The organism is Halegenticoccus soli (genome assembly GCF_002844195.1).
In the GTDB taxonomy this organism is placed as follows: domain Archaea; phylum Halobacteriota; class Halobacteria; order Halobacteriales; family Haloferacaceae; genus Halegenticoccus; species Halegenticoccus soli.
Genome location: NZ_PEND01000004.1, coordinates 446071 through 470048, shown reverse-complemented (window position 1 = coordinate 470048; position 23978 = coordinate 446071). Strand labels below are relative to the sequence as shown.

Below are 23978 nucleotides of genomic sequence, written 5' to 3'. Positions count from 1 at the left end.
ACCGAAATAATAGTTTCAGAGAAGAACACACTCCGCAAAGATTATACTGTGAACGCGCTGTCGTATCGTATGCCTCGACAGACCAGGCGAACGTTTCTCAGGGTGAGCGGCGGAGTGATCGGGGGAATCGCGGCGGGATCGACGGTCGCCGCCGCGGAGCGCACCGACCGGTTCGTCGTCGACACCAGCGGCGCGTCCCGCCGGAACGGGGGGCGCGGCGACTACGAGGTGATCCACGACCTCTCGGCGGTCGACCTCGCCGTCGTCGAGGGTCGGGCGAGCGCGGTGAAGAGGGACTTCCGGTCGTTCGAACCCGACCTCGAACTGCGGCTCGACGACCCCGACGCGAACGACGCCGTTCCCGCCGGGGGCGCGACCGACGAACCCCTCTACGACCTCCAGTGGGACAAACAGGTCCAGCGCATTCCCGAGGTCCACGAGATCACCCGGGGCGAGGGAACGCGCGTGTCGATCATCGACTCGGGCGTCGCGGCCGGTCACCCGGACCTCGAACGCGCGGTGAACCTCGACCTCTCGCGGGACTTCACCGGCGACGGCTACGACGCGGGCGGCCCGTTCGCCGGGTACCACGGCACGCACGTCGCCGGGATCGTCGCGGCCGACGACCGCAACGGGGCCGGCGTCGTCGGAACCGCGCCGGGGGCGGAGATCGTCGACTGCCGGGTGTTCTCCCGCGAGGGCGGCGCGACCTTCGGCGACGTGCTCGCGGCGATCGTCTACAGCGCCGAGATCGACTGCGACGTCGCCAACATGAGCCTGGGCGCGTACCCGCTCCCGCGGCGGGAGCTCGGCTCGTTCTACGGCAAGGCGCTCAACCGGACGACTACCTACGCGAACCGCGAGGGGACGCTGCTCGTCGTCGCCGCCGGCAACGACGCCGCCGATCTCCAGCACGACAAGAACCTCGTCAGCCTGCCGAACGAGGCCGCGCAGGCGCTGAGCGTCAGCGCGACCGGCCCGATCGGCTTCGAGTGGGACGCCGCGGCCGCCGGGGCTGACGAGGAACCCGCCCACAGCCCCGCCTTCTACACGAACTACGGGACGAACGCCATAGACCTCGCGGCCCCCGGCGGCGACGCGTACCTGGACGCGATCGGGTCCGAACTCCCGTGGTACCTCGACCTCGTGCTCAGCACCGTCGCCGAGGCCGAATTCGACGACGACGGAACCGTCGCGAGGGTGGCGTACGACTACAGCTGGGCCGCCGGAACGAGCATGGCCGCGCCGCAGGTCGCCGGCGCCGCCGCGCTCGTGAAGTCGGTCAACCCCGGCTACAACGCGAACCAGGTCGAATCGGCGCTCGAACGCGCGGCCGAGGTTCCCGCGGGCTACGACAAGGCGTACTACGGCTCCGGGTTCGTCGACCCCCTCGCCGCCGTGCGAGACTGAGAGCGTCGCTGTCGGCGAGCGGCGGGTGGCGGGGTGCGGCCGGAGCCGTCCGGAGCCGTCAGGAACCGGCCGGTTCCGGACGGCCTCCCCGACGAGGTACCGGAGGACCGCGCCGACGCGAGAATTTATTACGGATGTACCGATTTGAACGAACGAATGATCGAAACAATCCGAAGCGAGGTCGGACGGCTTCGACGGCCGGAGTACACCGGCGAGAACCGCTGCCTGCCGTGTACGATCGTCAACCTCGGGCTGACGGCCGTCGGGGCGGTCGCGCTCGGACTCGTTTCGCCGGCCGCGGGCGTCGCCTTCGCCCTCGTCGCCGCGGTCGCGATCTACCTGCGGGGGTATCTCGTCCCCGGAACGCCGGCGCTGACGAAGCGGTACTTCCCCGCGCGCGTCCTGCGGTGGTTCGGCAAGGACCCGGCCGCCTCCGCCGCCGACGTCGACGCGGTCGATCCGTCGGAGATCGACGTGGAGGAGCGGCTCACCGCCGTCGGGGCGGTGGAACCGGCGGGGGACGATCTGCGCGTCGCGCCGGCGTTCGAGCGCGAGTGGCGGCGGGCCGTCGACGACGCGCTCGAGGCCCCCGAGCGGCGGGCGGGGGAGCTTCTCGGGCTCACCAAACCGGGCATCGAGATCCGGTCGGACGGCTGTGCGGTCACCGACGGGGGCAGCGAGGCGGCCCGGTGGCGCTCGCGGGAGGCCCTGCTCGCCGATCTCGGTGCCGCGCCGCTGCTCCGAGAGCGGATCCCCGAGTGGGACTCGCTCGGCAGGGCGACGCAGGGACGGCTCCTCGCCGGGCTCCGCGTGTTCCTGCCCTTCTGTCCGACCTGCGACGGGACGCCGACGTTCGAGCGCGAGACGGTCGAATCCTGCTGCCACGTCGCCGAGGTGATCGTCTACGACTGCGACGGCTGCGGCGCGCGGCTGCTCGAACTCCGCGACTGAGACCCCGTCCGCCGCCTCGAAACGGCGGGCGGTGAGAGCCCCGCCGCTCGCCGCGCCTCCGTTCCCCGGTTTCGCGCCCGGTTCGATCGATTTTGACAGTCGTTAACTGACGCCGGACGGCTCCTTTGTCGGTTATTAACTAAGGTCCGACGCCGCGACCGTCGGCGCATGGAACTCGAAGGGGAGTCGTACTTCAGGTGTTCCGCCTGCGGCGCGACGGACAAGGCGACGGCGATCGACTACGACCGTCTCGGCTACCCGGTGTGCCCGTCCTGCGGGACGACGACCGGTCCGCTCTCGGGGGCGTGAGGCCGGCCCGGTTTTGACGACGCTCCGTCGGCGTCGCTCGGCAGCGTGGCCCCTCCACGTCGCTCGTCGGCGAGACGACCGCGTCGATCCGGGGACGGGCGATTCGCCGACCGCCGGAACGAGCCCCGAGCGGACAGCTCCTTGACGACGGCCGCCCAACGCGGCGGCGTGAGCTGGACGGAGCGGGACGTCCGCGGCGCTCGCGCGGAGTGGGAACGGTCCGACGGCAACGCGACGATTCGGCTGCGCGAACTGCCAGGCGGGACGTGGGTCGTCCGCCTCGACAGGCTGTTTCAGGCCCCGGAGGGGGCGCTGTACAGGCGCGAGACCGCGGCGACCCGCGAGGAGGCGTCGGCGCTGGCGGCCGCCTGGCGCGAAGCGTACGATGCGGAGCCGTGAGCCGGCGACCCGTCGATCCGACGCTCCGATCCGGCGCGCCGATTCGACGCCCGGCCCGCCTCCGCGCGCCGCGGACCGAAGCCGGCGGCGACTCGGCTACTGCAACCGCTCGATCGTCTCCACGAGCGGGTGGCGGGCGTAGTCGACCACGGCGATGTCCCCGATGGAGTTCAGCCCCTCCTTTTCGGCGGTGCGCTGCATGCCGAGCTCGACGCCCTCCTCGACGACGATGACGTAGGCGTCCATTTCCTCGACGCCGAGGCTGTGCGCCGCCATCACGCGGTGGTGGCCGTCGGCGAGCAGCAGCGTCCCGGCGTTGTCGATGACGACGAGCGGCTCCGCCAGCCCCCGTTCGAGTTCGTACCGTCGGCCCTCCAGTTCGTCGGCGTAGACGCGCCCCTGCGTGGGGATCAGCCGGTCGAGATCGACCTTCCGGCGCTCCTGGGTCACCCGGGTGTCGTGGATCTGTTCGAGCGTCCGCATGAGCTTCCCCACCTTCTCGGGCGTGACGCGCTCGATCTGGCTCCGGACCACGTCGGTGTTGCTGATGATCCCGACGAGGTTGCCGGCGTCGTCGACGACCGGGAGCTTCTGGATGCCGGACCGGAGGATGACCCGCGCCGCGTCCGTCACTTTCATCTCCGGGTGGGCGACGATGATGTCGTCGGTCATCACGGTGAAGATGGGCGCGTCGTCGTCGGCGAGAAGCAGGTCCCGCGCGGTGACGAACCCCTCGACCTTGCGGCCCTGACAGACGGGAAAGCCGTTGTGACCGTCGCTCTCGGCGATGCGCCGGGCCACGGTGGCGACGGTGTCGTCGGGGGAGACGGTCGCCACGTCCTTGGTCATGTACTCTTTCACGGTGGCCTTCCCGCTCATGGCGGGCGGTACGTCGACGGCGGCTAAAAGCGTGCTGACTGTTCGTTCGGGCGGACGATCGTCGCTCCGCCAGGCGAACCGCCGGAAGGAAGGCGTCGAACTCGATTCACTCGCCGTCGATGGGGTACTCGAAGGCGAGCTCCTCGCTCGTCTCCCGGTCGGGGGCGCTCGGGGCGGTCCGGATGGTCTCGAAGAACCGACCGGTGATGATGTCCCGGACGATCTCCGCGAGCGACTCCGCGGAGTCGTCCTCGACGTCGCCCAGGATACCGAGCGGGATCTGCGCCCCCGCCATGTCGGCGTGGCCGCCGGCGCTGCCGATCTGGTCGAACGCGTCCCGCAGGGCCTCGCCGAGGTCGATCGTCGTCCCGCGTGCGCGCGCGGAGACGTACACCATCCCCTCCATGAACCCGTAGACGAGCGCGGTCTTCACGCCCTCCATGTCGAGCAGCATGTCGGCCGCCTGGGCGAGCGCGTCGCGGTCCCGTATCCGGCCGACGCAGGTGGCGAGCGCCGACCCCTGCATCTCGCGGTTGCGGATGGCCCGCGCCATCGTCTCGAACACCTCCGCACCGACGCTGGGGGTTTCGACCCGTTCGAGCACGCCGACGTCCGCGTGCGGGAGCAGGAACGCGGCGGCTTCGAAGTCGGTCGCCGAGACCTCGCGGGCGAAGTCCTTCGTGTCGACGCGGATGCCGTACAGGAGCGCCGTCGCGACCGTCGGGTCCGGATCGATCCCGAGCCGCTCGTAGTAGTCGGTGAGGAGCGTGCTCGTCGCGCCCACGTCGCTCCGGAGGTCGACGAACCGCGCCTCCACCGGCGCGCGCGGCGGGTGGTGGTCGATCACCACGTCCACGAGCGTGTCGCCGGACAGTCCGTCGTTCACCCCGGGCCGCGAGTGGTCGACGAGCGCGATCCCGCCGTACTCGTCGAGCGCGTCGCCGCGTTCGAGGTTCCTGAGGTCCAGATCGAGGAGGTTGACGAGCGCGCGGTTCTGCTGGTGGGAGATCTCGCCGAAGTAACAGACGTCGGCGTCGACGCCGACCGATCCCGCGAGGCGGGCGAGCGCGAGCGCGCTGGCGATGGCGTCCGGGTCCGGGTTGTCGTGCGTGACGACGGCGAGGGGACCGTCGAGGTCGCGCAGCACGCCGAACAGTCGGCGCAACTCGACGGCCGGGCTCCGAACGACGGCTCCGAGAAACGCGTCGACGAGCGCCGCCTCGGGGTCGACGATGCGGTCCGCGATGCCCGCGAGGCCGGCCTTCGCCTCCTCGTCCGCGCCGACGCCGGTGTAGGCGACGACGAGGGCGCGGGGGAAGTGCTCGCGAGCGACTCGCCCCGCCGCGAGGTTCCGGTCCGGACGTTCGCTCGCCAGGACGATCACCTCCGCCGATTCGGGGTAGTTTCCGGGGTCGGTCGGGTCGCCCTCGATCGCGTTGATCCCCTCCTCCCGAAGGGCGGTAACCCAGCTTCGTTCCCGCGTGAGCACGCGCACGTCGCCGGGTTGCTCGACGGCGTGCTCGACGATGTCGCGCCCAACTGGCCCGCAGCCGAGCACCAGCCGGTTTACCATACGGTAATCGTGGCCCCCGCGACGGAAAACCCTACCGTCACGTCCGCGTGACCGTGTCGGCGTCCGATTTGACCGATGCGGGCCGATGGAATTATGCCGACGTGGTTCGTGTCGTGTGTCATCTATGGACGAACGGGACGACCTCGTTAGCGACGAGTTCGCCGACAGCCTCCAGCGGGCGTGTCGGACGATCGTCGGCGACAGCCTCCGGAGCATCACGTACTTCACCCCCGAAGCGTACGAGCAGGTCTACCTCCGATCCGATCTGGAGGCGGACGCGGACCTCGCGGGCTTCGTCGAGCACGAGACGCTGGGCTTCCGCGCGCAGACCGCCTACCGGGGGTCGGAACTGGGCGAGTACGAACACACCGTACGGTCGTTCGAGAACGGGTACGTCACGCGGATCACCAGCGACGACGCCGGGGTGTTCGTCACGACCGACGGGCTGACGATGCGCCGCTCCGACGAGGTGGCGTCGGCGCTCGTCGAGATGATCGACTGAGCGTCCGTCCGAGCGGAAACGAGGAGGAGAACCGGCGGTTCAGCCGAACAGCGCGGCGGCGACGGTCTGGGCCGTCTCGATCACCGGACCGAAGCCCGGCAGGAGCACGAGCGTCCCGACCGCGGCGACCATGATGGCCGCGTACAGGCCGATCGGCCGGCTCGTGAGCTCGAACGACCCGTCCGACTCCTCGATCCACATCGCCTTGACGACGCGGGAGTAGTAGAACAGCGACAGGGCGCTGTTGAGCGCGCCGAACGCGGCGAGCCACCAGAAGCCCGCGCCGATGGCGCTGGCGAACAGGAAGTACTTCGAGAAGAACCCGCCGAACGGCGGCAGGCCCGCGAGGCTGAACATGAACACCGTCATGGCCGCGCAGGCCATCGGGGCCCGCTCGGCGAGGCCGTTGTAGTCCTCGAAGGTCCGCCCGACGCCCCAGTGTTCGACGAGCGCGACGAACAGGAACGCGCCGGTGTTCATGAATCCGTAGACGAGCAGGTGCGCCATGCTCGCGCCGAGCACGTCGCCGTTCGTCGCCGCGCCGGCCGACAGCGCCGCGAGGCCGATGAGCACGTAGCCGGCGTGGCCGATGCTGGAGTACGCCAGCATCCGCTTTACGTTCTCCTGGGTCGCCGCGGCGAAGTTGCCGAGCGTCATCGTCACGACCGCGAGGATCCCGAAGGCGAGCACCCAGTCGATGCCGAGGTCGACGGCGGTGGCGATGGGGAACGCCTCGACGAACACGCGGAACGCCACGGCGAACCCGGCGGCCTTCGACGCCGACGACAGGAAGGCGCTCACGGGCGCGGGCGCGCCCTCGTACGCCTCCGGCGCCCAGAAGTGGAACGGGACGGAGGCGGTCTTGAACGCGAAGCCGCCGGCGATCATCAGCACGCCGATGCCGGCGACGCCCCGGAAGCTCTGATCGAGGTCGCCCAGCGCGGACGCGACGTCCGAGAAGAGCAGCGAGCCGGTGACCGCGTACACGAGGCTGATGCCGAAGACGAACACCGACGACGAGAGCGCGCCGATGAGGAAGTACTTCAGCCCCGCCTCGACGCTGCCGCGGTTGCGCTTGAGGTACGCGACGAGCGCGTACGAGGGCAACGAGGTGAGTTCGAGGCTGATGAACGCCGTCGCGAGGCTGTTCGAGCTCGCGAGCAGCGCCATGCCCGTCGTGGCGAGGAGCACGAGCGAGTAGAACTCCGCCTGGTCGGGCCGGTCCTTGAGGTAGTCGTAGCTGGCGACGAACACCATCGCCGCGACGCTCGTGAAGATGGCCGTGAAGAACAGGCTCATCCCGTCGACGACGAGCGCGTCGCGGAACAGGGTGATCTCGCCGCCGGTGCCGACCTGCCCGGTCCCGGCCGCGAGGAACCAGGCGGCCACGCCGAGCGCGGCGAGCGTGCCGACGACGGAGACGCCGGCGAGCAGGGCGCTGTCGGTCGAATCGGGGTCGACGCTGTCGATGACGAAGAGGACGAGCGCCGTGATCGCCAGGATGAGGGCGGGTCCGAGCGCCGTCCACTGCGGAAGCTGCGTCTGGAGCAACATCAGAATCCACCTCCCGCGTTAAGGATCGGAGTGACCGCGTCGGTGATCATGCCGAAGAACAGCTCCGGCGCGACGCCGAGCGCGATGATACAGAGGAGCAGCACCGCGAGCGGCAGCGTGTCGTGTACCGGCGCGGACGTGATCTCGTAGTCCGTTTCGAGCCGGAACGGGCCGAACAGCGTCCGCTGCATCGCGAAGAGGAAGTACCCCGCCACGATGACGATGCCGAACATCGCGGCCGCCGTGAAGACGGGCGCGAACGGGAGCACCGCCGACTCGAACGAGCCGACGAAGATGAAGAACTCCGCGGCGAAGCCGGCCATGAGCGGCAGGCCCATGTAGCCGAACGCGCCGGCGACGAGGATCCCCGACGTGATCGGCATCCGGTCGGCGAGGCCGGACATGTCGCCGACCATCCGGGTGTGCGTGGCGTTGTAGATGACGCCGACCGTCATGAACAGCAGCCCCGAGATGAGGCCGTGGGCGACCATCTGGAAGGTCGCGCCGCCGACGCCGTACTCGGTGTATGCGATGAGGCCGAGGATCACGTACCCCATCGACGACACGGAGGAGTACGCGACGATGCGTTTCAGGTCCTGCTGGGCCATCGCGAGGAACGCGCCGTAGATGACGCTTATCACCGCGATGGCCGCGATGGGGACCGCGTACGTCTGCGCCACGTCCGGCAGCATCGTGAAGTTGAACCGGAGCAGCGCGTACGTCCCCATCTTCAGGAGGACGCCGGCCAGCATCACGGACACCGGGGTCGGGGCCTCGACGTGGGCGTCCGGCAGCCACGTGTGGACTGGGACGATCGGCACCTTCACGCCGAACCCGAAGAACATCGCCGCGAAGGCGACGGCGCGCAGCGCCTCGGGCGTGAGCGCGCCGAACTGCCCGAGGGTGCCCTCCTGGCGGAGCGCCTGCGCGATCTCGGGCAAGCTGAGCGACGAGACCGAATCGCCCAGGCCGAACACGAGCGCGATGAAGCCGATGAACATCACGAGCGACGCGACGTTCGTGTAGACGAAGAACTTGATCGCGGCGTACTTGCGCCGCGGGCCGCCCCAGACCCCGATGAGGAAGTACATCGGGACGAGCACGGCCTCCCAGAAGACGAACCACAGGAAGAAGTCGAGCGCGGTGAACACGCCGAGGAGGTTCGCCTCCATGAACAGCATGAGGCCGTAGAACTGCGAGGCGCGGTCGGTGATGGGCGTCCACGCGCTGACGATGGACAGCGTCGTGAGAACCGTCGTCAGCACGATGAGCGGCATGCTGATGCCGTCGACGCCGACGTGCCACGACAGCGTGTACCCGGCGACGCGCAGCCACTCGATCGTCGTCTCGAACGCGAGGTCGCCCCCGAGCAGGGCGTTGCCCGTCGCGTCGTACTGTCCCCACATGTAGAGGCTCCCGACGACCGGAACCAGGCTGAGCAGGAACGCCACCTGTCCGGCCCGCTCGTCGGGGGCGAGGAACGTCGCCAGCGCGGCGACGAACGTGTACGCGATGAGTGCTTCGATGATCATAGGAACCAACCTCCCATCAGGCCGATACCGAGCAGCAGCGCGACCAGCCCGAGCGTGAGCAGCGCGGCGTAGTTGCTGACCACGCCGGTCTGGATCCGCCTGACGCGGCTCCCGGAGAACAGGCTCACACTGGAGATCCCGTTGACGACGCCGTCGATGACCCCCTGGTCGAACTTATCGGCGCCGCGCGCGACGTTCCGCGCGGCCGTGTCGGCGAGCCACACCTGGTATTCGTCCTGATAGTAGTTGTTGAACAGAAGCGTCTTGACGCTCCCGAGGCGGTCTGTGTGCTCGACCGGCGCGGGGACGTTGTACAGCTTGTACGCGAGTCCGGCGCCGGCGAGCGCGAGCCCGAGCGAGAGCGCGCCCGAGAGGAGCACCGTCGTCAGCTCCGAGCCGACGTACCCGGTCTCGTAGCCCGCGAACTGGCCAGTGAGTTCCCCGTAGTGCTCGCTCGTCAGGCCGCCGAGGCCGTGGGCGAGCCAGTCGTGGAGGAACTCGATGTGCGCGCCGGTCAGCTTCGCGACCGGCACCATGTTGACGAAGCCGGCCACGACGGCGAGGACGCCGAGCACCGTCAGCGGCGCCTTCACGTTCCAGCCGACGCCGTGCGGGTCGCGCGCGACGTCCGTCCGCGGCTCGCCGTGGAAGGTGAGAAACACCATCCGGAACGTGTAAAAGCCGGTGAAGAACACGGCGAGGAGGCCCATCGCCCAGGCGGCGAGGAGCAGGGGCGTCCCGCCGAGGCCGTGCGCGAGCGCCTCGTAGAGCACCTCGTCCTTCGACCAGAAGCCGGAGAACGGGAAGATGCCCGCGAGCGCGAGCGAGCCCGCGAGGAACGTCCAGTAGGTCACGGGCATGCGCTCCTTCAGGCCGCCCATGTCCCACATGTTCTCGTTGTGGTGCATGGCGATGATGACCGACCCCGCGCCCAGGAAGAGGAGCGCCTTGAAGAACGCGTGGGTCATCAGGTGGAAGGTCGCGGCGATGTAGCCGCCCGCGCCCAGCGCGAGCATCATGTACCCGTACTGGGAGATGGTCGAGTACGCCAGCACCTGCTTGATCTCGCGCTTGACGACGCCCATCGTCGCCGCGAACAGCGCGGTGAAACCGCCGACGAACGCGATGATGCCGAGCGCGGTCGGCGACAGCGCGTAGAACCCGTACATCCGGGCGACGAGGTAGACGCCGGCCGCGACCATCGTCGCCGCGTGGATGAGCGCGGAGACGGGGGTCGGGCCCTCCATGGCGTCGGGCAGCCAGGTGTGCAGCGGGAACTGCGCGGACTTGCCGACCACGCCGCCGAGGACGAGCAGGCCGACGACGGTGAACCACGTCTGCGGCGCGAAGCCGAACGTGTTGATCTCGGTCGCGGCCTCGCCCGCGAGCGCGGCCTCCGCGAGCGCGGGGAACGATCCCTCGCCCGCGAACGCGGCGGTGCCGAAGGTGGCGAACACCGCGACCACGCCGACGAGGAAGAAGTAGTCGCCGAAGCGGGTGACGAGGAACGCCTTCTTCGCCGCGCTCGGCGGGGCCTCCTCGCGGAACCAGAAGCCGATGAGCAGCCACGAGCAGAGGCCGACCAGCTCGAAGAACATGAACGCCATGAGCAGGTTGTTCGCCACGACGAAGCCGAGCATGCTCGCCGTGAACAGCCCGAGGCCCGCGTAGTACCGCGGCAGCCCGGTTTCGCCCTCGTCGTTCATGTATCCCAGGCTGAACACGTGGACGAGGAACGCGATCAGCGATACGATGACGAGCATCATCGCCGCCAGCGGGTCGACGAGCAGCCCGAACGTCAGCTCGAACGAGTTACCGGTGCCCGCGGCCCACGTGTAGATCGTCTGGTTGTACGTCCCGCCGTTGGCGACCGCCAGCATCGCCCACACCGAGAGCAGAAGCGAGCCGCCGGTCGCCGCGATGCCGGCGAGCGCCCCGCCCTTCGGCATGCTCCTGCCCACGCCGAGCGCGAGCAGGAACGACAGGAACGGCAAGAGAACGATCGCCGGTGTGTAGTCGAATGCGCCTGCCATATCTTACCACCTCATCGTCGTCGCCTTGGTCACGTCGGTGTCCCTGAAGTTGCGGTACAGCACGAGGATGATGCCGATCCCGATCGCGACCTCGGCGGCCGCGAGCGCCATCGTGAAGAGCGCGAACGTCTGGCCGGTGACGTTCCCCCACTGCAGGGAGAAGGCGATGAAGTTGACGTTCGCCGCGTTGAGCATCAACTCGACCGACATCAGAAACAGGAGCGCGTTGCGCCGGGTCAGGATGCCGAACAGCCCGATGCAGAAGATCGCCGCCGAGAGCATGAGGTACCACTGCGCCGGCACCATCACTCGTCACCCCCCTCGCGGCGGGGCGCGTCCCGTCCGCGCTCGGAGCGCGGAGCGTTCGGGCCCTCGCGCGACCGGTCGAGCAGGTCGCGGCCGCCGTCGGTCAGCGCGGTGACGACGCTGCCGCCCTCCTCGCGCTTCGCGAGGAACACCGCGCCGTCGATCGCCACGTCGAGGACGATGGCGACGATGAGGAACGCCGCGAGGAAGCCCTCCGCGCCGACGTCGCCGAGGTTCCCGATGTCGAACATCGCGTACCCGATGCTCGCGGTGACGTTGGCGTCGCCGCCGAAGCCCTGCGGCGCGGGGAACGACGCCCCCGCGAACGCGAGCACCATCACGAGGAACAACCCGACGGCTGCGAGGCCGGGCAGCAGGTTCGAACCGGCGTCCGGTCCGTCGGTCATGTGCTATTCACCTCCGGATTCGTGCGCGTGAGCATCACGGCGAACGTGATGAGAATGAGGACCCCGCCCACGTAGACGAGGATCTGCATCGCTGCGAGGAACTCGGCCTGCAGCATCACGTAGTGCACCGCGACGCTCAACAGCGCGCCCCCGAGCAGGAGTGCGGAGTGCCACACGTCCCGCGCGAGGACGACGCCGAGGCTGCAGCCCACGGTGATGAGGGCGAACAGCGCGAACGCGATGGTCTCATAAACCATTGTTTTCTTCTCCACGAGGAATCGGTTTGAAGGTTTCGAGATAGGCCCATGCGGCCCCTCTCGCGTCTGTGCTTTCGGGATCTTCGCTCCCGCGACGCCGCGCCGACCGACCGCCGAAACCGGTCATTCTGCGGCCACCTCCGCGACGAACAGTCCGGCGCGCTTCGTCGCCTCGATGGGGCCCTCGTCCGCGAGGTGCTCGCCGACGAACGCCGCCACCGCCTCCCGCGACGCGTCGCCGAACTCCGGGCGGGAGTCGACGTAGTCGACGAGCGGGTCGGCCGCCGAGATGCGGAGCGTCTCCGTGTGACGGTAGGTCGCCACCGCGTCGAACCGGGCCCGGAGGCGCTCGGCACCGCCTTCGAGCGTGAACCCCGACGGCGCTTCGAGCGCGGCGTCGGCGAACGGAGAGAGGAGGTCGTACAGCTCCCGTAGGTCGTCGGCCCCGGCGGTCGAGGCGTACAGCCTGCCGCCGGGGCGCAGCACGCGCCGGAACTCGGCCAGCGCGGCGTCGAGGTCCGGTACGTGGTAGAGCACGTGGTTGGCCACGACCGCGTCGAACAGCCCGTCGTCGCACGGCACCGCCTCCGCGTCGGCGACGCCGAAGTCGAACGTCCGAGAGCCGCCGAGCGCGTCCCGGGCCGCCGCGACCATGGGCGTCGAAAAGTCGGTCAGAACGCACGCCCAGCCCGGTGGGATCCGATCGCGGTTCGTCCGCCACAGGTGGCCCGGACCGCAGCCGATTTCGAGGACGCGGGCGCGCTCGGGGAGGTCGAACCGATCGAACACCCACTCGTACCAGCCCCTCGTCCGAGTGCCGAACCGCTCCCGGAGGCGGACGCGAGCGTCGAGTCTCGACGGGTCGTCGTACTCGGTCGCGCGGAGCAGCCAGCGGCCGAACGCCGCCGCCGTCTCCGGGTCGACGGTCGGACCGTCTGCGCGGTTCGTGTCCTCGGACATGTGAATCGTGTTACGGCGTCGGGGTCGATCGCGGGACGCCCCGCGCGGGCCGACCCGGGCGTCGACCCGGCCGCGGCGTTACTGTTACTGGTAGTCGACCTCGCCCTCTCCTTCTCCGATCCACGCGCCGCGGTCGGGGTTGCGGGAGTTGAGCGGGTCGATGTCCTTGTACCAGGGGACGTTCTTCAGCTGTTCTTTGTTGTACACGAACTCGTGTTTCGTATCGGCGGTGAACTCGAAGTTCTGCGTGAGCAAAATCGCGTCCACCGGGCAGACCTCCTCGCACAGGCGGCAGTAGATGCACTGGCCGATGTGGAGGTTGTACTGCTCGCCGTTGCGCTTGTCGTCCATCACGATCTGGATCGTGTCGTTCGGACAGACGTTCTCGCACTGGCGGCACCAGATGCAGCGCTCCTGGCTGAACTTGTGGACCCCGCGGAACCGCGGGCTCACCTCGGGCGCGACGTCCGGGTACTCGACCGTGAACGTCGTCCCGTCCAGGGCGTGCTTCATCGTCGTCGCCATCGATTTGAGTACTCCGATCATGCTGCGATCACTCCCACGATGATGGCCGTGAGAACCAGGTTCGCGAAGGAGAGCACGAGCATCCCCTTCCAGCCGATCTCGATGAGCTGGTCGATCCGGAACCGCGGAACGGCGGAGCGCGCCCACTGGGTGAACAGGAAGACGGCCCAGATCTTGATCACGAACCAGACGAAGCCCGGCAGCACCGGTCCGGCCGGACCGCCGAGGAACAGCGTCGCGATGAGCGCCCCGCCCAGGAAGATGTGCAGGAACTCCCCGAGGTAGAACAGGACGAAGTAGACGCTGGAGTACTCCGTCTGGTACCCCGCGACGATCTCGGTCGGCGCCTCCGGGATGTCGAACGGGTTCCGGCCGATCTCGGCCAGGTTCGCGAGCAGGAACAGCGCGAACGCGAACGGGTTGACGAACGCGAACCACGAGGGGATCGTCACGCCCGCGACCGAGAACAGCGGCGCCGACTGCGCGGCGACGATCTCGCTCATCCGGAGCGTGCCGGTGAAGATGACGACGGACGCCGCCGTCACGATGAGCGGGATCTCGTAGGCGATGTTCTGTGCGACCGCCCGCAGGCCGCCGAGGAGCGAGTACTTGTTGTTCGACGCGTACCCGCCCATCACGACGCCGAGCGACGCGATGGAGGCGACCGCGAAGGCGAACACGAGGCCGGTTTCGGGGTCGGCCAGCTGGATGCCGTTGCCCATCGGGATGACCGCGAAGCCGAGCAGCGCCGAGAACGGCAGGACGATCGGCGCGAGGTCCCACGCGGGGCGGTCGACGCCCTCCGGGACGATGAGCTCCTTCGAGAGGAGCCGCACCGCGTCGGCCACGATGATGAGCAGGCCGAACGGCCCCACGCGGTTGACCGCGATGCGGTCCGTGAACGCCGCGGTGATCTTCCGCTTGGCCCACGGCCCGGCCACCGCGGTCATCGTGAGCATGATGTTGCCCACGATGAACGCGGCGATGAGCGCGGCGACGATCTCCCCGAGGACGCCGAACCCGCCGAGGCCGAGCAGATCGACGAGCGTCTCGGGCAGCAGCTGCGGCTGCGCTTGCGCCTGCCCCTGTCCTTGCGCCTGCAGCGGGACCATCACCGATCGACCTCCCCGAGCACGATGTCGAGGCTCCCGAGGCTCGCGATCAGGTCAGGCACGTACTCGCCGTTGGACATCTCCGGCAGCGTCTGGAGGTTCGAGAAGCACGGGCTGCGGATCTTGAACCGCGCGGGCTTGTCGGTGCCGTCGGCGCGGATGTAGATCCCGAGTTCGCCCTTCGCCGACTCCACCGCCCGGTAGATCTCTTTGTCGTCGTCGGGCCGGAGCGTCCGGGGCACGTTCGACTGGATGGTGCGCTCGTCCTCGGGCCAGTCTTCGAGCAGGTCGACGCACTGGTCGATGATCTTCGCCGACTCCTCGACCTCGCGGAGGCGGACGAGCAGCCGCGCGAAGTTGTCGCAGCCGTCCTCGACGGCCACGTCCCAGTCGAGCTCGTCGTAGTACCCGTACGGATCGTCCCGCCGCAGGTCGTAGTCGATTCCGGACCCGCGCGCGACGGGGCCAGTCGCGCCGTAGCTCTTCGCGACGTCCGGCGGGAGCACGCCCGTGTCGATGGTGCGCGCCTGGAGGATCTCGTTGCCGGTGATGAGGTCGTGGTACTCCTCGAGCGCCTCCGGCAGGTCGTCGAGGAAGTCGCGGATCTTCTCGAAGAACTCTTCTCTGGGTTCTGGGAGATCCCAGACGACGCCGCCGAGCCGGAAGTAGTTGAACATCAGCCGCTGGCCGGTGAGATCCTCGAGGATGTTCTGGGCCTTCTCGCGGTCGCGTATCGCGTACATGAAGATCGCGGTGAAGTCGCCGTACACGTCCAGCGCGAACGTCCCCACGGCCAGCATGTGCGCGGCGATGCGGCACAGTTCGGCCCCCATCGTGCGGACGACCTGCGCGTACTCGGGCACGTCGATGTCCGCGAGGTCCTCGGCGGCGCGCGCGTACGCCCACTCGTTCAGCAGCCCCGCCGAGATGTAATCCCAGCGGTCGGGGTAGGGCATGATCTGGTAGCGGTAGGTGCCCTGCTGGGCCATCTGCTCCTCGCACCGGTGCAGGTAGCCGATGTCCGACTCGACGTCGACGACCTGCTCGCCGTCGAGGATGCACTTGAGGTGGAGCACGCCGTGGGTCGCGGGGTGGTGCGGGCCGACGTTGATGTACATCGTGTCCGCGTCCTGCTCGTCGGCGTGGTCCTCGTGGAGGGGGTTGGCGTGCTCGCGCAGGGGGACGACCTGGGGGCGGTCCTGGTCGTAGTCGAGCGAGAGCGGATGGCCCTGCCAGGTTTCGGGCAGGAGGATCCGCCGGAGGTCCGGGTGGCCCTCGTATTTGATTCCCACCAGATCGTACGCCTCGCGCTCGTGCCAGTCGGCCGTGCGATACACGGGTTCGGCCGACTGGCTCACGGGGTTTTCCTTGTCGGTCGGGACGACGACGCTCACTTCCTGAGTCGGGTCGGCGTACTTCTTGAGGTGGTAGATCGACTCGTAGCGGTCCTCGTACTCCTGGGCGGTCACGCAGGAGAGGTGGTCGAAGCCGGCCTCGTCGCGCAGGCGGAACAGCACGTCCTGGACGTCGCCGGGGCGGATCACGAACCCCGGCGCGTTCACGTGCTCCTCGCGACCGAGGACGCGGTCGCCGAGCAGCGTCTCGAGCTCGTCGCCGAGGGTCCGCTCGACGGCCGCGGCGTCCCGTGGTTGCTCCAGACTCATGGCGAATCAGCCCAGTTGTACCGCATCACGAGGTCGTCCTCGTCGATCTGCGCCGCGAGCTGGTCGACGATCTCGTCGCGGTCGAGGTCACCGAACTGTTCGAGTTCGTAGGGCTTGACGACGACCGGCGCGCTCTCCCCGTTGGCGATCCGCTCCTGGAGCTTGGCGACGCCGTAGATGAGCGCCTCGGGGCGGGGTGGGCAGCCGGGGATGTGGATGTCGACGGGGATGACCTCCTCGGCCCCCTTGATCACGTTGTACCCCTGTTGGAACGGCCCGCCGGAGATGGTGCAGTTGCCCATGCCGACGACGAACTTGGGCTCGGGCATCTGGTCGTAGACGCGCTTCATCCGCGGGGCGAACTTCGAGACGATCGTCCCGGGGACGATGATCACGTCCGCCTGCCGCGGCGACGCGCGCGGCACGCCCGCGCCGAAGCGGTCGAGGTCGTGTTTGACCGCGTACGTGTGCATCATCTCGATGCTGCAGCAGGCGATCCCGAACTGCAGCATGAACATCGACGAGCCGCGGACCCAGTTCATGAACTTGTCGAACTTCGTGAGGATGAACGGCGAGGAGCCGAACGCTTCGCGAAGCTTAGAGTTGAACCGATCGTCCGTCGCGCCCGGCGCTTCGCCGGTCATCCGAGCGTCGCGCGTCTCGGTCAGTACTTGCGTGTCGTCAGTGACGAATGGTTGGTCGCTACTCATGATTGTCTCTCCGTCTTACGGCGCGAGGCGCGCGGGCTCTTCACCCACTTGACCGCACCGTTCCGCCATGCCCAGACGAGACCGACGACGAGGATTCCGATGAAGACGAGCATCGGCGCCAGCACCGCTCCGAGGCTGACGCCCTGCTCCAGCGCGGAGCGATAGATGACCGTCCACGGGAAGATGAGGACCGTCTCGATGTCGAAGACGACGAACAGCAGCGCAACCATGTAGTACTGGATGTTGAACTGGATGCGCGCCGTTCCCGTCGGGATCTCGCCGCTCTCGTAGATGGCGCTTTTCCCTTGTTCCGGAACACTCGGCCGTAGAATCGCCGACGCCGCCATCATCCCCAGCGGAATGCCGACGCCGACGACTGCCAGTGCCCCGATAGCTATCCATGGATTCATACCCTGGTCTCCGTAACGTGCGCCGGTTAGAGGCGCTCCCCTATAAGCGTTGATTGTTGCTCGCTCGGGCGAAAACGACGCCCTCAAGCGCTTTCGGAGCCACCGGTCCGGACCGATCGGACACCGTCTCGCCCAGCAGCTCGTCCGACAGATCGGTCCCGGAAGCCGTCACTCGGACCGGCGCCGGAACCCGTCGATTCCCAGGTCGTGGAGGTCGCGCGACGCGGAGCCGACGTCCGCTTTCAGGCCCTCGTGGTACGCGAGTAATCGCTCCGTCAGTTCGTCGTGGCGGCGGGCGAGGATCTGGACGGCGGACAGCGCGGCGTTGAACGACTTGCCGGCGTCGACCGCGACGATCGGCGCGCCCGTCGGCATCCCGATGACCGAGTCGACGGACTTCTCCTGCACCGGCACCCCGATGACGGGGAGCGGGTAGGCGATCGAGGCGGTCACGTTCGGCAGGTCGGCCGACTTGCCGCCCGCGCCCGCGATGATCACGTCCAGCCCGCGGTCCGCGGCCGTCTCCCCGTACGCGTACATCAGCTCCGGCGTCCGGTGGGCGGAGACGACGTAGCTCTCGAAGGTGAACCGCGCCTCCGGCGGGTTCCCGAAGTCGGTCTGCTCGTCGAACCCCAGTTCGGAGAGCGCCTCGTACGCGCCGGCCATCACGTCGAGGTCCGAGTCGGACCCCATGATGATCCCGACCTCGGGTGTCGTCTCGGGGTCCCTGTCCTGCGCCGCCTCCGCTTCGAGTCGGTCGATGAGCCCGTCGATGGTGTCGGTGTCTGTGTCGGTCATGTGGTCTCTCGTTCGTCGTCGATCTCTCGTCCGCTTTTCGCTCGTCGGTGCCGTTTCCGTCTCTCGCGTCCCGTCGGTCGGCCCTCTTTCCCCCGGTTCCCGCCGCTCACTCGGCGAACGCGAGTCCGTCCCGCAGGTCGCGCAGTCGGGAGAGGAGCGCCTCCGCGGCCTCGGAGCCGTCGCCGTCCGCGCCGGTCGCCACGCCGGTGAGGTGTCCCATCTTCCGCAGCGGCCGCACCTCGCGCTTGCCGTACCAGTGCAGCGCGACGCCCTCGGCTTCGAGGACCGGCTCGACGCCCCGGAGCTCGGCGGTCGTCGGCTCGTCCACCGTTCCCAGGACGTTCGCGCTGACGGTCGGCGCGCGCAGCGCCGTCGCGCCGAGCGGCCACCCGAGGACGGCCCTCGCGTGCTGTTCGAACTGCGAGGTCAGCGCGCCCTCGATGGTCCAGTGGCCCGAGTTGTGCGGCCTGGGCGCGATCTCGTTGACGAGGATCTCGCCGCTCGCTTCGAACAGCTCGATCCCGTAGACGCCCCGACCGTCGAGGCGGTCGAGCACCCGGCGGGCGACCTCGTCGGCGCGCTCCGCGATCTCGGGGGTCGTCCGCGCCGGAACGACCGTCTCGCGGAGGATCTCCTCCTCGTGGACGTTCTCGCCGACGGGGAACGTCCGGACCTCGTCGCGGCCCTTGACCCCGATGACGGAGAGCTCGCGGTCGAAGTCGACGAACGCTTCGGCCATCGCGTCCGCGCCGCCGCTCGCCGCCCCGCCTCCGCCGACCGCGCGGAGCGCGTCCTCGACGTCGGCCTCCGATCGGACGGGCACGTTCCCGCGGCCGTCGTAGCCGCCGGTTCGGGCCTTCAGCATCACGCTCCCGAACTCGGCCAGGGCGTCGCGGAGGTCGTCCGCGTCGTCGACGCGGCGGAGCGGCGGCACCGGGACGCCGGCGTCGGCGAGCGCCTCCTTCTGGACGAGCTTGTCCTGGATAGTCCGCAGGGTGTCCGGCGAGGGGTGGACCGGCACGCCGGCCTCGGCGCTCGCCGCCGCGAGGAGGTCCGGGTCGGCGAGTTCGATTTCGAACGTCAGCACGTCGGCGCGGTCGGCGAGCTCGCGGACGGCCGCCGGGTCGTCGAAGTCCCCCTCGACCTGCGCGCGGGCGACCGGCGCGGCCGGACAGTCCGGCGTGGGGTCGAGTACGACGACCTCGACGCCGAGCGGCGCGGCCGCCTCCGCGAGCATGCGGCCGAGCTGGCCGCCGCCGACGACGCCGAGCGTCGGACCGGGTACGGTGACTGTCACGGTCGACCGGTACTGGACGTGCCTGCATAAAATTTGCCACTCCCTCCGAACCGATAGGCACAGACGTGTATTCCGGGGTCAGCCGCCGGTCGAGTTGCCGGAGGGGTCGGCGGTCGAATCGCGGGTCGAGTCGTCTGCCGAGTCGCCCGTCGACTCGTCGGTCGAGTTCCCAGTCGAATCACCGACTCGGCCGTCGCGACCGTCGCCCGGGGAGTTCCCGCGGCGAGCGCCGTCGTCCAGCGCCGACTCGTCCACGAAGACCACGACGCGCTCGCTCCAGAGTTTGAAGTCGTGCTCGTAGACGGCGTAGCCGTCGAGGTGCGGTTCGAGGTCCGCTCGGTCCCACTCGTAGGCGAAGACGACCGGCGGGGCGTCCGCCGCGACCGCCCGCGGGTCGGCGTCCGGGGGCGTGCTCATCACCTCGGCGTCGCAGGCCTCCAGGTACCACGGGAGCGGAAGCCGGCTGTGCCAGTCCGGTCCGCCCGGCGGCGGGTCGCGCGTGCTCGACTCGTTCTCGACGTAGAACAGGACCTCGTCGGCGTTGTGGAGGCTCCGCGTCCCGTAAAAGAGCACGTCCGTTCCGCGGTTCTCCCGGGAGACGGCGCAGACCGTCCCGACGGTGTCCTTCAGGTCGTTTCCGGGCTGCGCCCACTGGAGGACCTCCTTGTCGCCCACCGACGCGCTGTCCATGTACGCCGCGTTCGCGCCGACGACGCCCGCGCCCGCGGCGAGCAGGACGACCGCCGCCAGGCCGGCTCCGACGGCGTCTTCGACGGCGAGCGACGCGCGAGCCGTCCGGTAGACGTAGGCCGCGCCGACCGCCGCCGGGATCGTCAGGGGGACGACCACGTGCACCGCGGCCCAGGGCGCCTGGATGTCGGTGGCGACGGGGTACCCGACGACGCTCGCGGCCCCCCAGTACCCGGCGAACGCGACGAGGTCGCGCGACCCCCCGTCCGAGGCGTACCCGTCGACGACGAAGCCGAGGACGGCGAACACGACGAGGACGCCCGCGCCGTAGGCGATCGTCTCCAGCAGATCGAACAGGTACGGCAGGTAGTCGTGCGACTGGTGGCCGCCTGCGGCCCACAGGTCGTAGAACTCCCCCCACGCGCCGAACGTGGCCGAGCCGAACACGGCCGGCGCGGCGCTCGGATCCGAGAAGACGCCCCAGAGGTCGGGGCGCGGGGCGTAGAAGAAGACGACCACCGCGAGGAACGCCGCGAACGCGCCGAGGACGTGGCCGCCGAGGCGGAACAGCGCGGTCCGCAGATCCCCGCTCCACCGGCAGAGCCCCCGCCGGGCGTCGCGGTAGTAGCCGTCCAGCGCGCTCCGGGGCGATCGTCCGTCGCTCGCGGCCCGGAGCAGTCGGTGGTCGAAGAGCAGCGCGGCGGCCCCGAGGTAACACAGCACGTAGAGGATCGCGTTCTCCTTCGTCGTGAACGCGAGACCCAGGGACGCGCCCGCGGGCGCGAGATACCACGGATTGCGGGCGTCGACGCCCCGGACGAAGAACGCGAGCGCCGCGAACGAGAAGGCGGCGACGAGGACGTCGTTTCGCATGAACCGAGAGTAGTAGACGAGCAGTGGATCGGCGGCCAGAAACAGCGCCAGCGCGACGACCTCGGCGTCGCGGAGCCGGTCGCGGAACAGCCACGCCGAAAGCGGCAGGAGCCCGCCCACGACCGCGACGACGAGCCGGGCGGAGAAGTCCGTGGGGGGCAGGACGGCGAAGACGTAGTCGTTGACGATCGGGAGGAACGGGCCGTGGATGATCGGCCGGTAGTAGAACTCGCCCGTCTCGTGGTACCGGAGGATCCAGTATCCGACGCGGCCCTCGTCCCAGTGCATGATCCGGGAGCCGAGGCCGACGACGCGGGCGAGGAGGGCGAGGAGGGTGACGCCGACCACGGCGAGGAGCGTCGCGTTCGCGGACCGCGGGAGGGGACCGACCCCGTCGTCCGTGCTCATGGCCACCTCTCGCGCGTCATGGATTACAACTCTTGTGTTCGCTGCTCGGTCCGGGGCTCGGCGACAGTTCGATCCTGGACGCGGCCGCCCCCTCGACCCGTCTCACTTCACTCTTCGGGCACCCGGCCGAGTTCGTCGTCGACCAGGCTGGGGTGCGTCCGCTGTCTGTCGGGGTGCGGCTCGGAGAAGTACTCCCGCATCGCCGCCATCGACGCCCGCTCGCGGGCGCGCCGCTCCCGGTCGTCGATCTCCTCGCAGCCCGGCGGAACCTCCCGCCCGCGGCCCGTGAAGTAGCCCTCGGGCGTCACCCAGTCGTTGTAGAACGGCACGTCGGAGTCGTGGACGAGCGTGATCGCCGTCTGCGCGCCGTGGCCCGCCGCGATCACGGCCTGGTGGTACCGCTCGGCGAGCCGGCCGGCGACGTACAGCCCCTCGACGTTCGTCCGGCCGAGGCCGTCCTCGCCGACGTACCGCTTGCTCCCCGCGTCGCGGACGTCGACGCCGAGCCCGTCGAGGTACGACGCGTCGGACCACGAGGCGGCGACGACGTACCTCGCGGCGACGGTCGTCCGCTCCCCGCCGTCCGCGGCGTCCCCGTCGAGTTCGACCTCGGCGACGAACCCGTCTCTCGCTGCCTCCCCTTTCACCTCCTCGCGACGGACGGACGTGACCTCCCCGCGGAGCAGATCGCAGCCGTTTCCGGTCGCCTGCGCTTCGAGCATGTCGGCGAAGAGCCGGGCGTTGACGCCGGCCGGGAAGCCGGGGAAGTTCTCCAGGTGGGCGTTCCGCCGGAGGATCGACTCGCCGGCGTTGACGACGAGCGTGTCCAGGCCCGCCCGGGCGGTGAAGACGCCCGCGGTGAGTCCCGCGACGCCGCCGCCGACGACGAGCACGTCCCGACGGCCCCCGGCGTCGTAGCCGGTCGGATCGGCGTCGATCCGTTCGGCGTCGGCCCGGTCGGCGTCGACCGATTCGTCTTCCACCGGTTCGGCTTCAGCCGATTCGGTCTCGGTCCTTCCGGAGTCGGCGTCGATATCGGCGTCTCCGGCTTCGGCGTCCGACGGATCGTCCGCGGGGTTCGGAGTCATGGTTCGTGAATCGAACGCGGGGGACGTTTTACTTCGCGGTTTCGCGTCGCGGAGGGCGACGTCGCCGGGCGGTCAGAACTCGCCCGCGACGACGTTCGCGACGCGCTCGCGGTCGAACAGCGTCTCCTCGGGCGTCTCGCCGAGCCCGGGGAACTCGCCGAACTGCTCCGGGTACTGCTGCTGGGCGAGCATCTCGGTCTGGAAGAGGTTGATGACCGGCCCCTGCTCGGCGGTGCCCCCGGGGTAGAGGTTGTCCTCCTTCACCGCGGTCAGCTCCTTTCCGACCTCGTGGTTCACCAGCGGATCGATGAACCGCTGGTTGAACTCCTTCCGCCCGTACGTGACGCCCCAGTGGAAGATGACGATCTCCGGATCTACTTCGAGCAGCGTCTCGTAGTCGATCAGGCCGTACTGGCCCGTCTCGACGCCCTCGAAGGCGTTCTCGATCCCGAGGTCGCGGTACTGCTTCATCTCGTAGCCCTTCGCGGTCGGGTCCATCGCGTAGAACTCCCCCTTCGCCGGGTCGGAACCGCCGTTGAGCAGCCCGATGCTCGGCCGCTCGCCCTCCGGCGGGAGGGCCGCTTCGATCTCCGACTGGACCTCGTCGTGGATCTCGGCGAACGCCTCGTACCGGTCCTCGCGCTTGAACACACGCGCGACCTTCTCGAACGCCTCGTACAGCGTGTAGAACTTGTACGGCTCGCCCCACGAGTCGTCGCGCTCGCGGCGGTTGAAGTTCCCGAAGAAGGGGCCGACGTTCTCCGCGATCTCCCGCACGTCGGCCTCGTCCCACTCGAAGTAGACGAGCGGGAGGTTCGGGTCCATCAGGTGGACGTCGGCGTCCATCTCGTAGAACACCTCCTTGTCGATGTTCTCGCCGTCGGCGCGGATGTTCGTGATCCCCGAGGCGTCCAGCTCGAAGCCCGGGAGCTGGTCGTAAAAGCGCCGCTTCATGAACTCCAGCTCGTCGTACGCGGTGTCCATGCCGACGAGGCCGTCGGCCAGTCCGAGGGCGATTCCGACGTCGCCGTACCCGGTCTTGTACGACACCCACGTCTCGGGCACGGCGTCGAACGTCACCTCCCCCATCGGCTCCATCGAGACCGTGTAGGAACCTCCGGATCCGTCCCCGTTCCCGGACCCGTGGTCCGAACCCCCGTCCGAGCCGGATCCGTCCGGCGTCGATCCGTCGCCGCCGAGGCACCCGGCGAACGCCAGCCCGCCCGCGACGGCGGCACCTCCCTCCAGAAATCCTCTGCGCGTCGGATCTGTGTTCCTCTCGACCATGTTTTTAGGCTAGCCTAAAAACATATAACCGCTTCGGATTCTCG

At 69.2% G+C, this 23978-nt stretch carries 24 protein-coding genes; 5 read left to right on the top strand and 19 right to left on the bottom strand.

The window, feature by feature from the left end; genetic code table 11:
* Window positions 1-69 precede the first annotated feature (69 nt).
* From CNO20_RS13575 to CNO20_RS13565, 4 genes are all read left to right on the top strand, one after another.
* Window positions 70-1410 (top strand): S8 family serine peptidase, encoded by a 1341-nt coding sequence (locus CNO20_RS13575; RefSeq protein WP_101296651.1) that lies wholly within the window; start codon window positions 70-72, stop codon window positions 1408-1410.
* Window positions 1411-1566: 156 nt separating this feature from the next.
* Entirely contained in the window at window positions 1567-2361 is a 795-nt protein-coding gene (locus CNO20_RS13570) for a DUF8054 domain-containing protein (RefSeq protein ID WP_101296650.1), read from the top strand.
* A gap of 168 nt (window positions 2362-2529) precedes the next feature.
* Complete coding sequence (locus tag CNO20_RS23410; protein ID WP_199174845.1) at window positions 2530-2670, top strand: hypothetical protein; 141 nt, start codon at window positions 2530-2532, stop codon at window positions 2668-2670.
* A gap of 168 nt (window positions 2671-2838) precedes the next feature.
* On the top strand, window positions 2839-3069 hold the full coding sequence (locus tag CNO20_RS13565) for a DUF7543 family protein (protein ID WP_101296749.1): 231 nt from the start codon (window positions 2839-2841) through the stop codon (window positions 3067-3069).
* Window positions 3070-3165: 96 nt separating this feature from the next.
* Here CNO20_RS13565 and CNO20_RS13560 read toward each other — a convergent pair whose 3' ends face one another.
* Window positions 3166-3948, bottom strand: a complete 783-nt coding sequence (locus CNO20_RS13560; protein WP_101296649.1) for a CBS pair associated ParBc domain-containing protein — start codon at window positions 3946-3948, stop codon at window positions 3166-3168.
* A 106-nt stretch (window positions 3949-4054) separates the two neighbouring features.
* Complete coding sequence (locus tag CNO20_RS13555; RefSeq protein ID WP_101296648.1) at window positions 4055-5521, bottom strand: DHH family phosphoesterase; 1467 nt, start codon at window positions 5519-5521, stop codon at window positions 4055-4057.
* 124 nt (window positions 5522-5645) lie between these two features.
* On the opposite strand from CNO20_RS13555, the gene CNO20_RS13550 reads away from it, so the two are divergent.
* Entirely contained in the window at window positions 5646-6023 is a 378-nt protein-coding gene (locus CNO20_RS13550; RefSeq protein ID WP_101296647.1) for a DUF7522 family protein, read from the top strand.
* A 39-nt stretch (window positions 6024-6062) separates the two neighbouring features.
* Here CNO20_RS13550 and CNO20_RS13545 read toward each other — a convergent pair whose 3' ends face one another.
* The 17 genes from CNO20_RS13545 to CNO20_RS13465 all read right to left on the bottom strand — a co-directional run bounded on the left by CNO20_RS13545 (window position 6063) and on the right by CNO20_RS13465 (window position 23934).
* The gene (locus CNO20_RS13545; RefSeq protein WP_101296646.1) at window positions 6063-7577 is read right to left on the bottom strand and encodes an NADH-quinone oxidoreductase subunit N; all 1515 of its coding nucleotides are present in this window, start codon (window positions 7575-7577) and stop codon (window positions 6063-6065) included.
* Window positions 7577-9109, bottom strand: a complete 1533-nt coding sequence (locus CNO20_RS13540; protein WP_101296645.1) for a complex I subunit 4 family protein — start codon at window positions 9107-9109, stop codon at window positions 7577-7579. Before CNO20_RS13540 ends, CNO20_RS13545 begins: the two co-directional genes overlap by 1 nt.
* Entirely contained in the window at window positions 9106-11142 is a 2037-nt protein-coding gene (gene nuoL, locus CNO20_RS13535; protein WP_101296644.1) for an NADH-quinone oxidoreductase subunit L, read from the bottom strand. Before nuoL ends, CNO20_RS13540 begins: the two co-directional genes overlap by 4 nt.
* A 3-nt stretch (window positions 11143-11145) precedes the next feature.
* Window positions 11146-11448 (bottom strand): NADH-quinone oxidoreductase subunit NuoK, encoded by a 303-nt coding sequence (gene nuoK / locus CNO20_RS13530; protein WP_101296643.1) that lies wholly within the window; start codon window positions 11446-11448, stop codon window positions 11146-11148.
* The gene (locus CNO20_RS13525; RefSeq protein ID WP_233204183.1) at window positions 11448-11855 is read right to left on the bottom strand and encodes a proton-conducting membrane transporter; all 408 of its coding nucleotides are present in this window, start codon (window positions 11853-11855) and stop codon (window positions 11448-11450) included. Before CNO20_RS13525 ends, nuoK begins: the two co-directional genes overlap by 1 nt.
* A complete protein-coding gene (locus CNO20_RS13520) occupies window positions 11852-12112 on the bottom strand; it encodes an NADH-quinone oxidoreductase subunit J (protein WP_101296748.1) in 261 nt (86 codons plus the stop codon). The genes CNO20_RS13525 and CNO20_RS13520 overlap by 4 nt, the downstream gene beginning before the upstream one ends.
* Before the next feature lie 123 nt (window positions 12113-12235).
* On the bottom strand, window positions 12236-13072 hold the full coding sequence (locus tag CNO20_RS13515; RefSeq protein ID WP_101296642.1) for a class I SAM-dependent methyltransferase: 837 nt from the start codon (window positions 13070-13072) through the stop codon (window positions 12236-12238).
* Between the two features lie 84 nt (window positions 13073-13156).
* On the bottom strand, window positions 13157-13618 hold the full coding sequence (locus tag CNO20_RS13510) for a NuoI/complex I 23 kDa subunit family protein (RefSeq protein WP_101296641.1): 462 nt from the start codon (window positions 13616-13618) through the stop codon (window positions 13157-13159).
* Window positions 13615-14709 carry a complex I subunit 1/NuoH family protein gene (locus CNO20_RS13505; protein WP_101296640.1) on the bottom strand — a complete coding sequence of 365 codons (1095 nt, stop codon included), beginning with the start codon at window positions 14707-14709 and terminating at the stop codon, window positions 13615-13617. Before CNO20_RS13505 ends, CNO20_RS13510 begins: the two co-directional genes overlap by 4 nt.
* A complete protein-coding gene (locus CNO20_RS13500; protein ID WP_101296639.1) occupies window positions 14709-16373 on the bottom strand; it encodes an NADH-quinone oxidoreductase subunit D in 1665 nt (554 codons plus the stop codon). Before CNO20_RS13500 ends, CNO20_RS13505 begins: the two co-directional genes overlap by 1 nt.
* Entirely contained in the window at window positions 16370-17083 is a 714-nt protein-coding gene (locus CNO20_RS13495; protein WP_101296638.1) for an NADH-quinone oxidoreductase subunit B, read from the bottom strand. The genes CNO20_RS13500 and CNO20_RS13495 overlap by 4 nt, the downstream gene beginning before the upstream one ends.
* Window positions 17080-17493 (bottom strand): NADH-quinone oxidoreductase subunit A, encoded by a 414-nt coding sequence (locus CNO20_RS13490; RefSeq protein ID WP_101296637.1) that lies wholly within the window; start codon window positions 17491-17493, stop codon window positions 17080-17082. Before CNO20_RS13490 ends, CNO20_RS13495 begins: the two co-directional genes overlap by 4 nt.
* Window positions 17494-17661: 168 nt before the next feature.
* Complete coding sequence (purE, locus tag CNO20_RS13485; RefSeq protein ID WP_101296636.1) at window positions 17662-18291, bottom strand: 5-(carboxyamino)imidazole ribonucleotide mutase; 630 nt, start codon at window positions 18289-18291, stop codon at window positions 17662-17664.
* A gap of 106 nt (window positions 18292-18397) precedes the next feature.
* The gene (locus CNO20_RS13480; RefSeq protein ID WP_101296635.1) at window positions 18398-19588 is read right to left on the bottom strand and encodes a 5-(carboxyamino)imidazole ribonucleotide synthase; all 1191 of its coding nucleotides are present in this window, start codon (window positions 19586-19588) and stop codon (window positions 18398-18400) included.
* A 78-nt stretch (window positions 19589-19666) separates the two neighbouring features.
* On the bottom strand, window positions 19667-21559 hold the full coding sequence (locus tag CNO20_RS13475) for a flippase activity-associated protein Agl23 (protein ID WP_101296634.1): 1893 nt from the start codon (window positions 21557-21559) through the stop codon (window positions 19667-19669).
* Between the two features lie 107 nt (window positions 21560-21666).
* Window positions 21667-22647: an FAD-binding protein gene (locus CNO20_RS13470; RefSeq protein WP_143423213.1), complete on the bottom strand. Its 981-nt coding sequence runs from the start codon at window positions 22645-22647 to the stop codon at window positions 21667-21669.
* A gap of 72 nt (window positions 22648-22719) precedes the next feature.
* A complete protein-coding gene (locus CNO20_RS13465) occupies window positions 22720-23934 on the bottom strand; it encodes an ABC transporter substrate-binding protein (RefSeq protein WP_101296633.1) in 1215 nt (404 codons plus the stop codon).
* Between the last annotated feature and the right edge of the window lie 44 nt (window positions 23935-23978).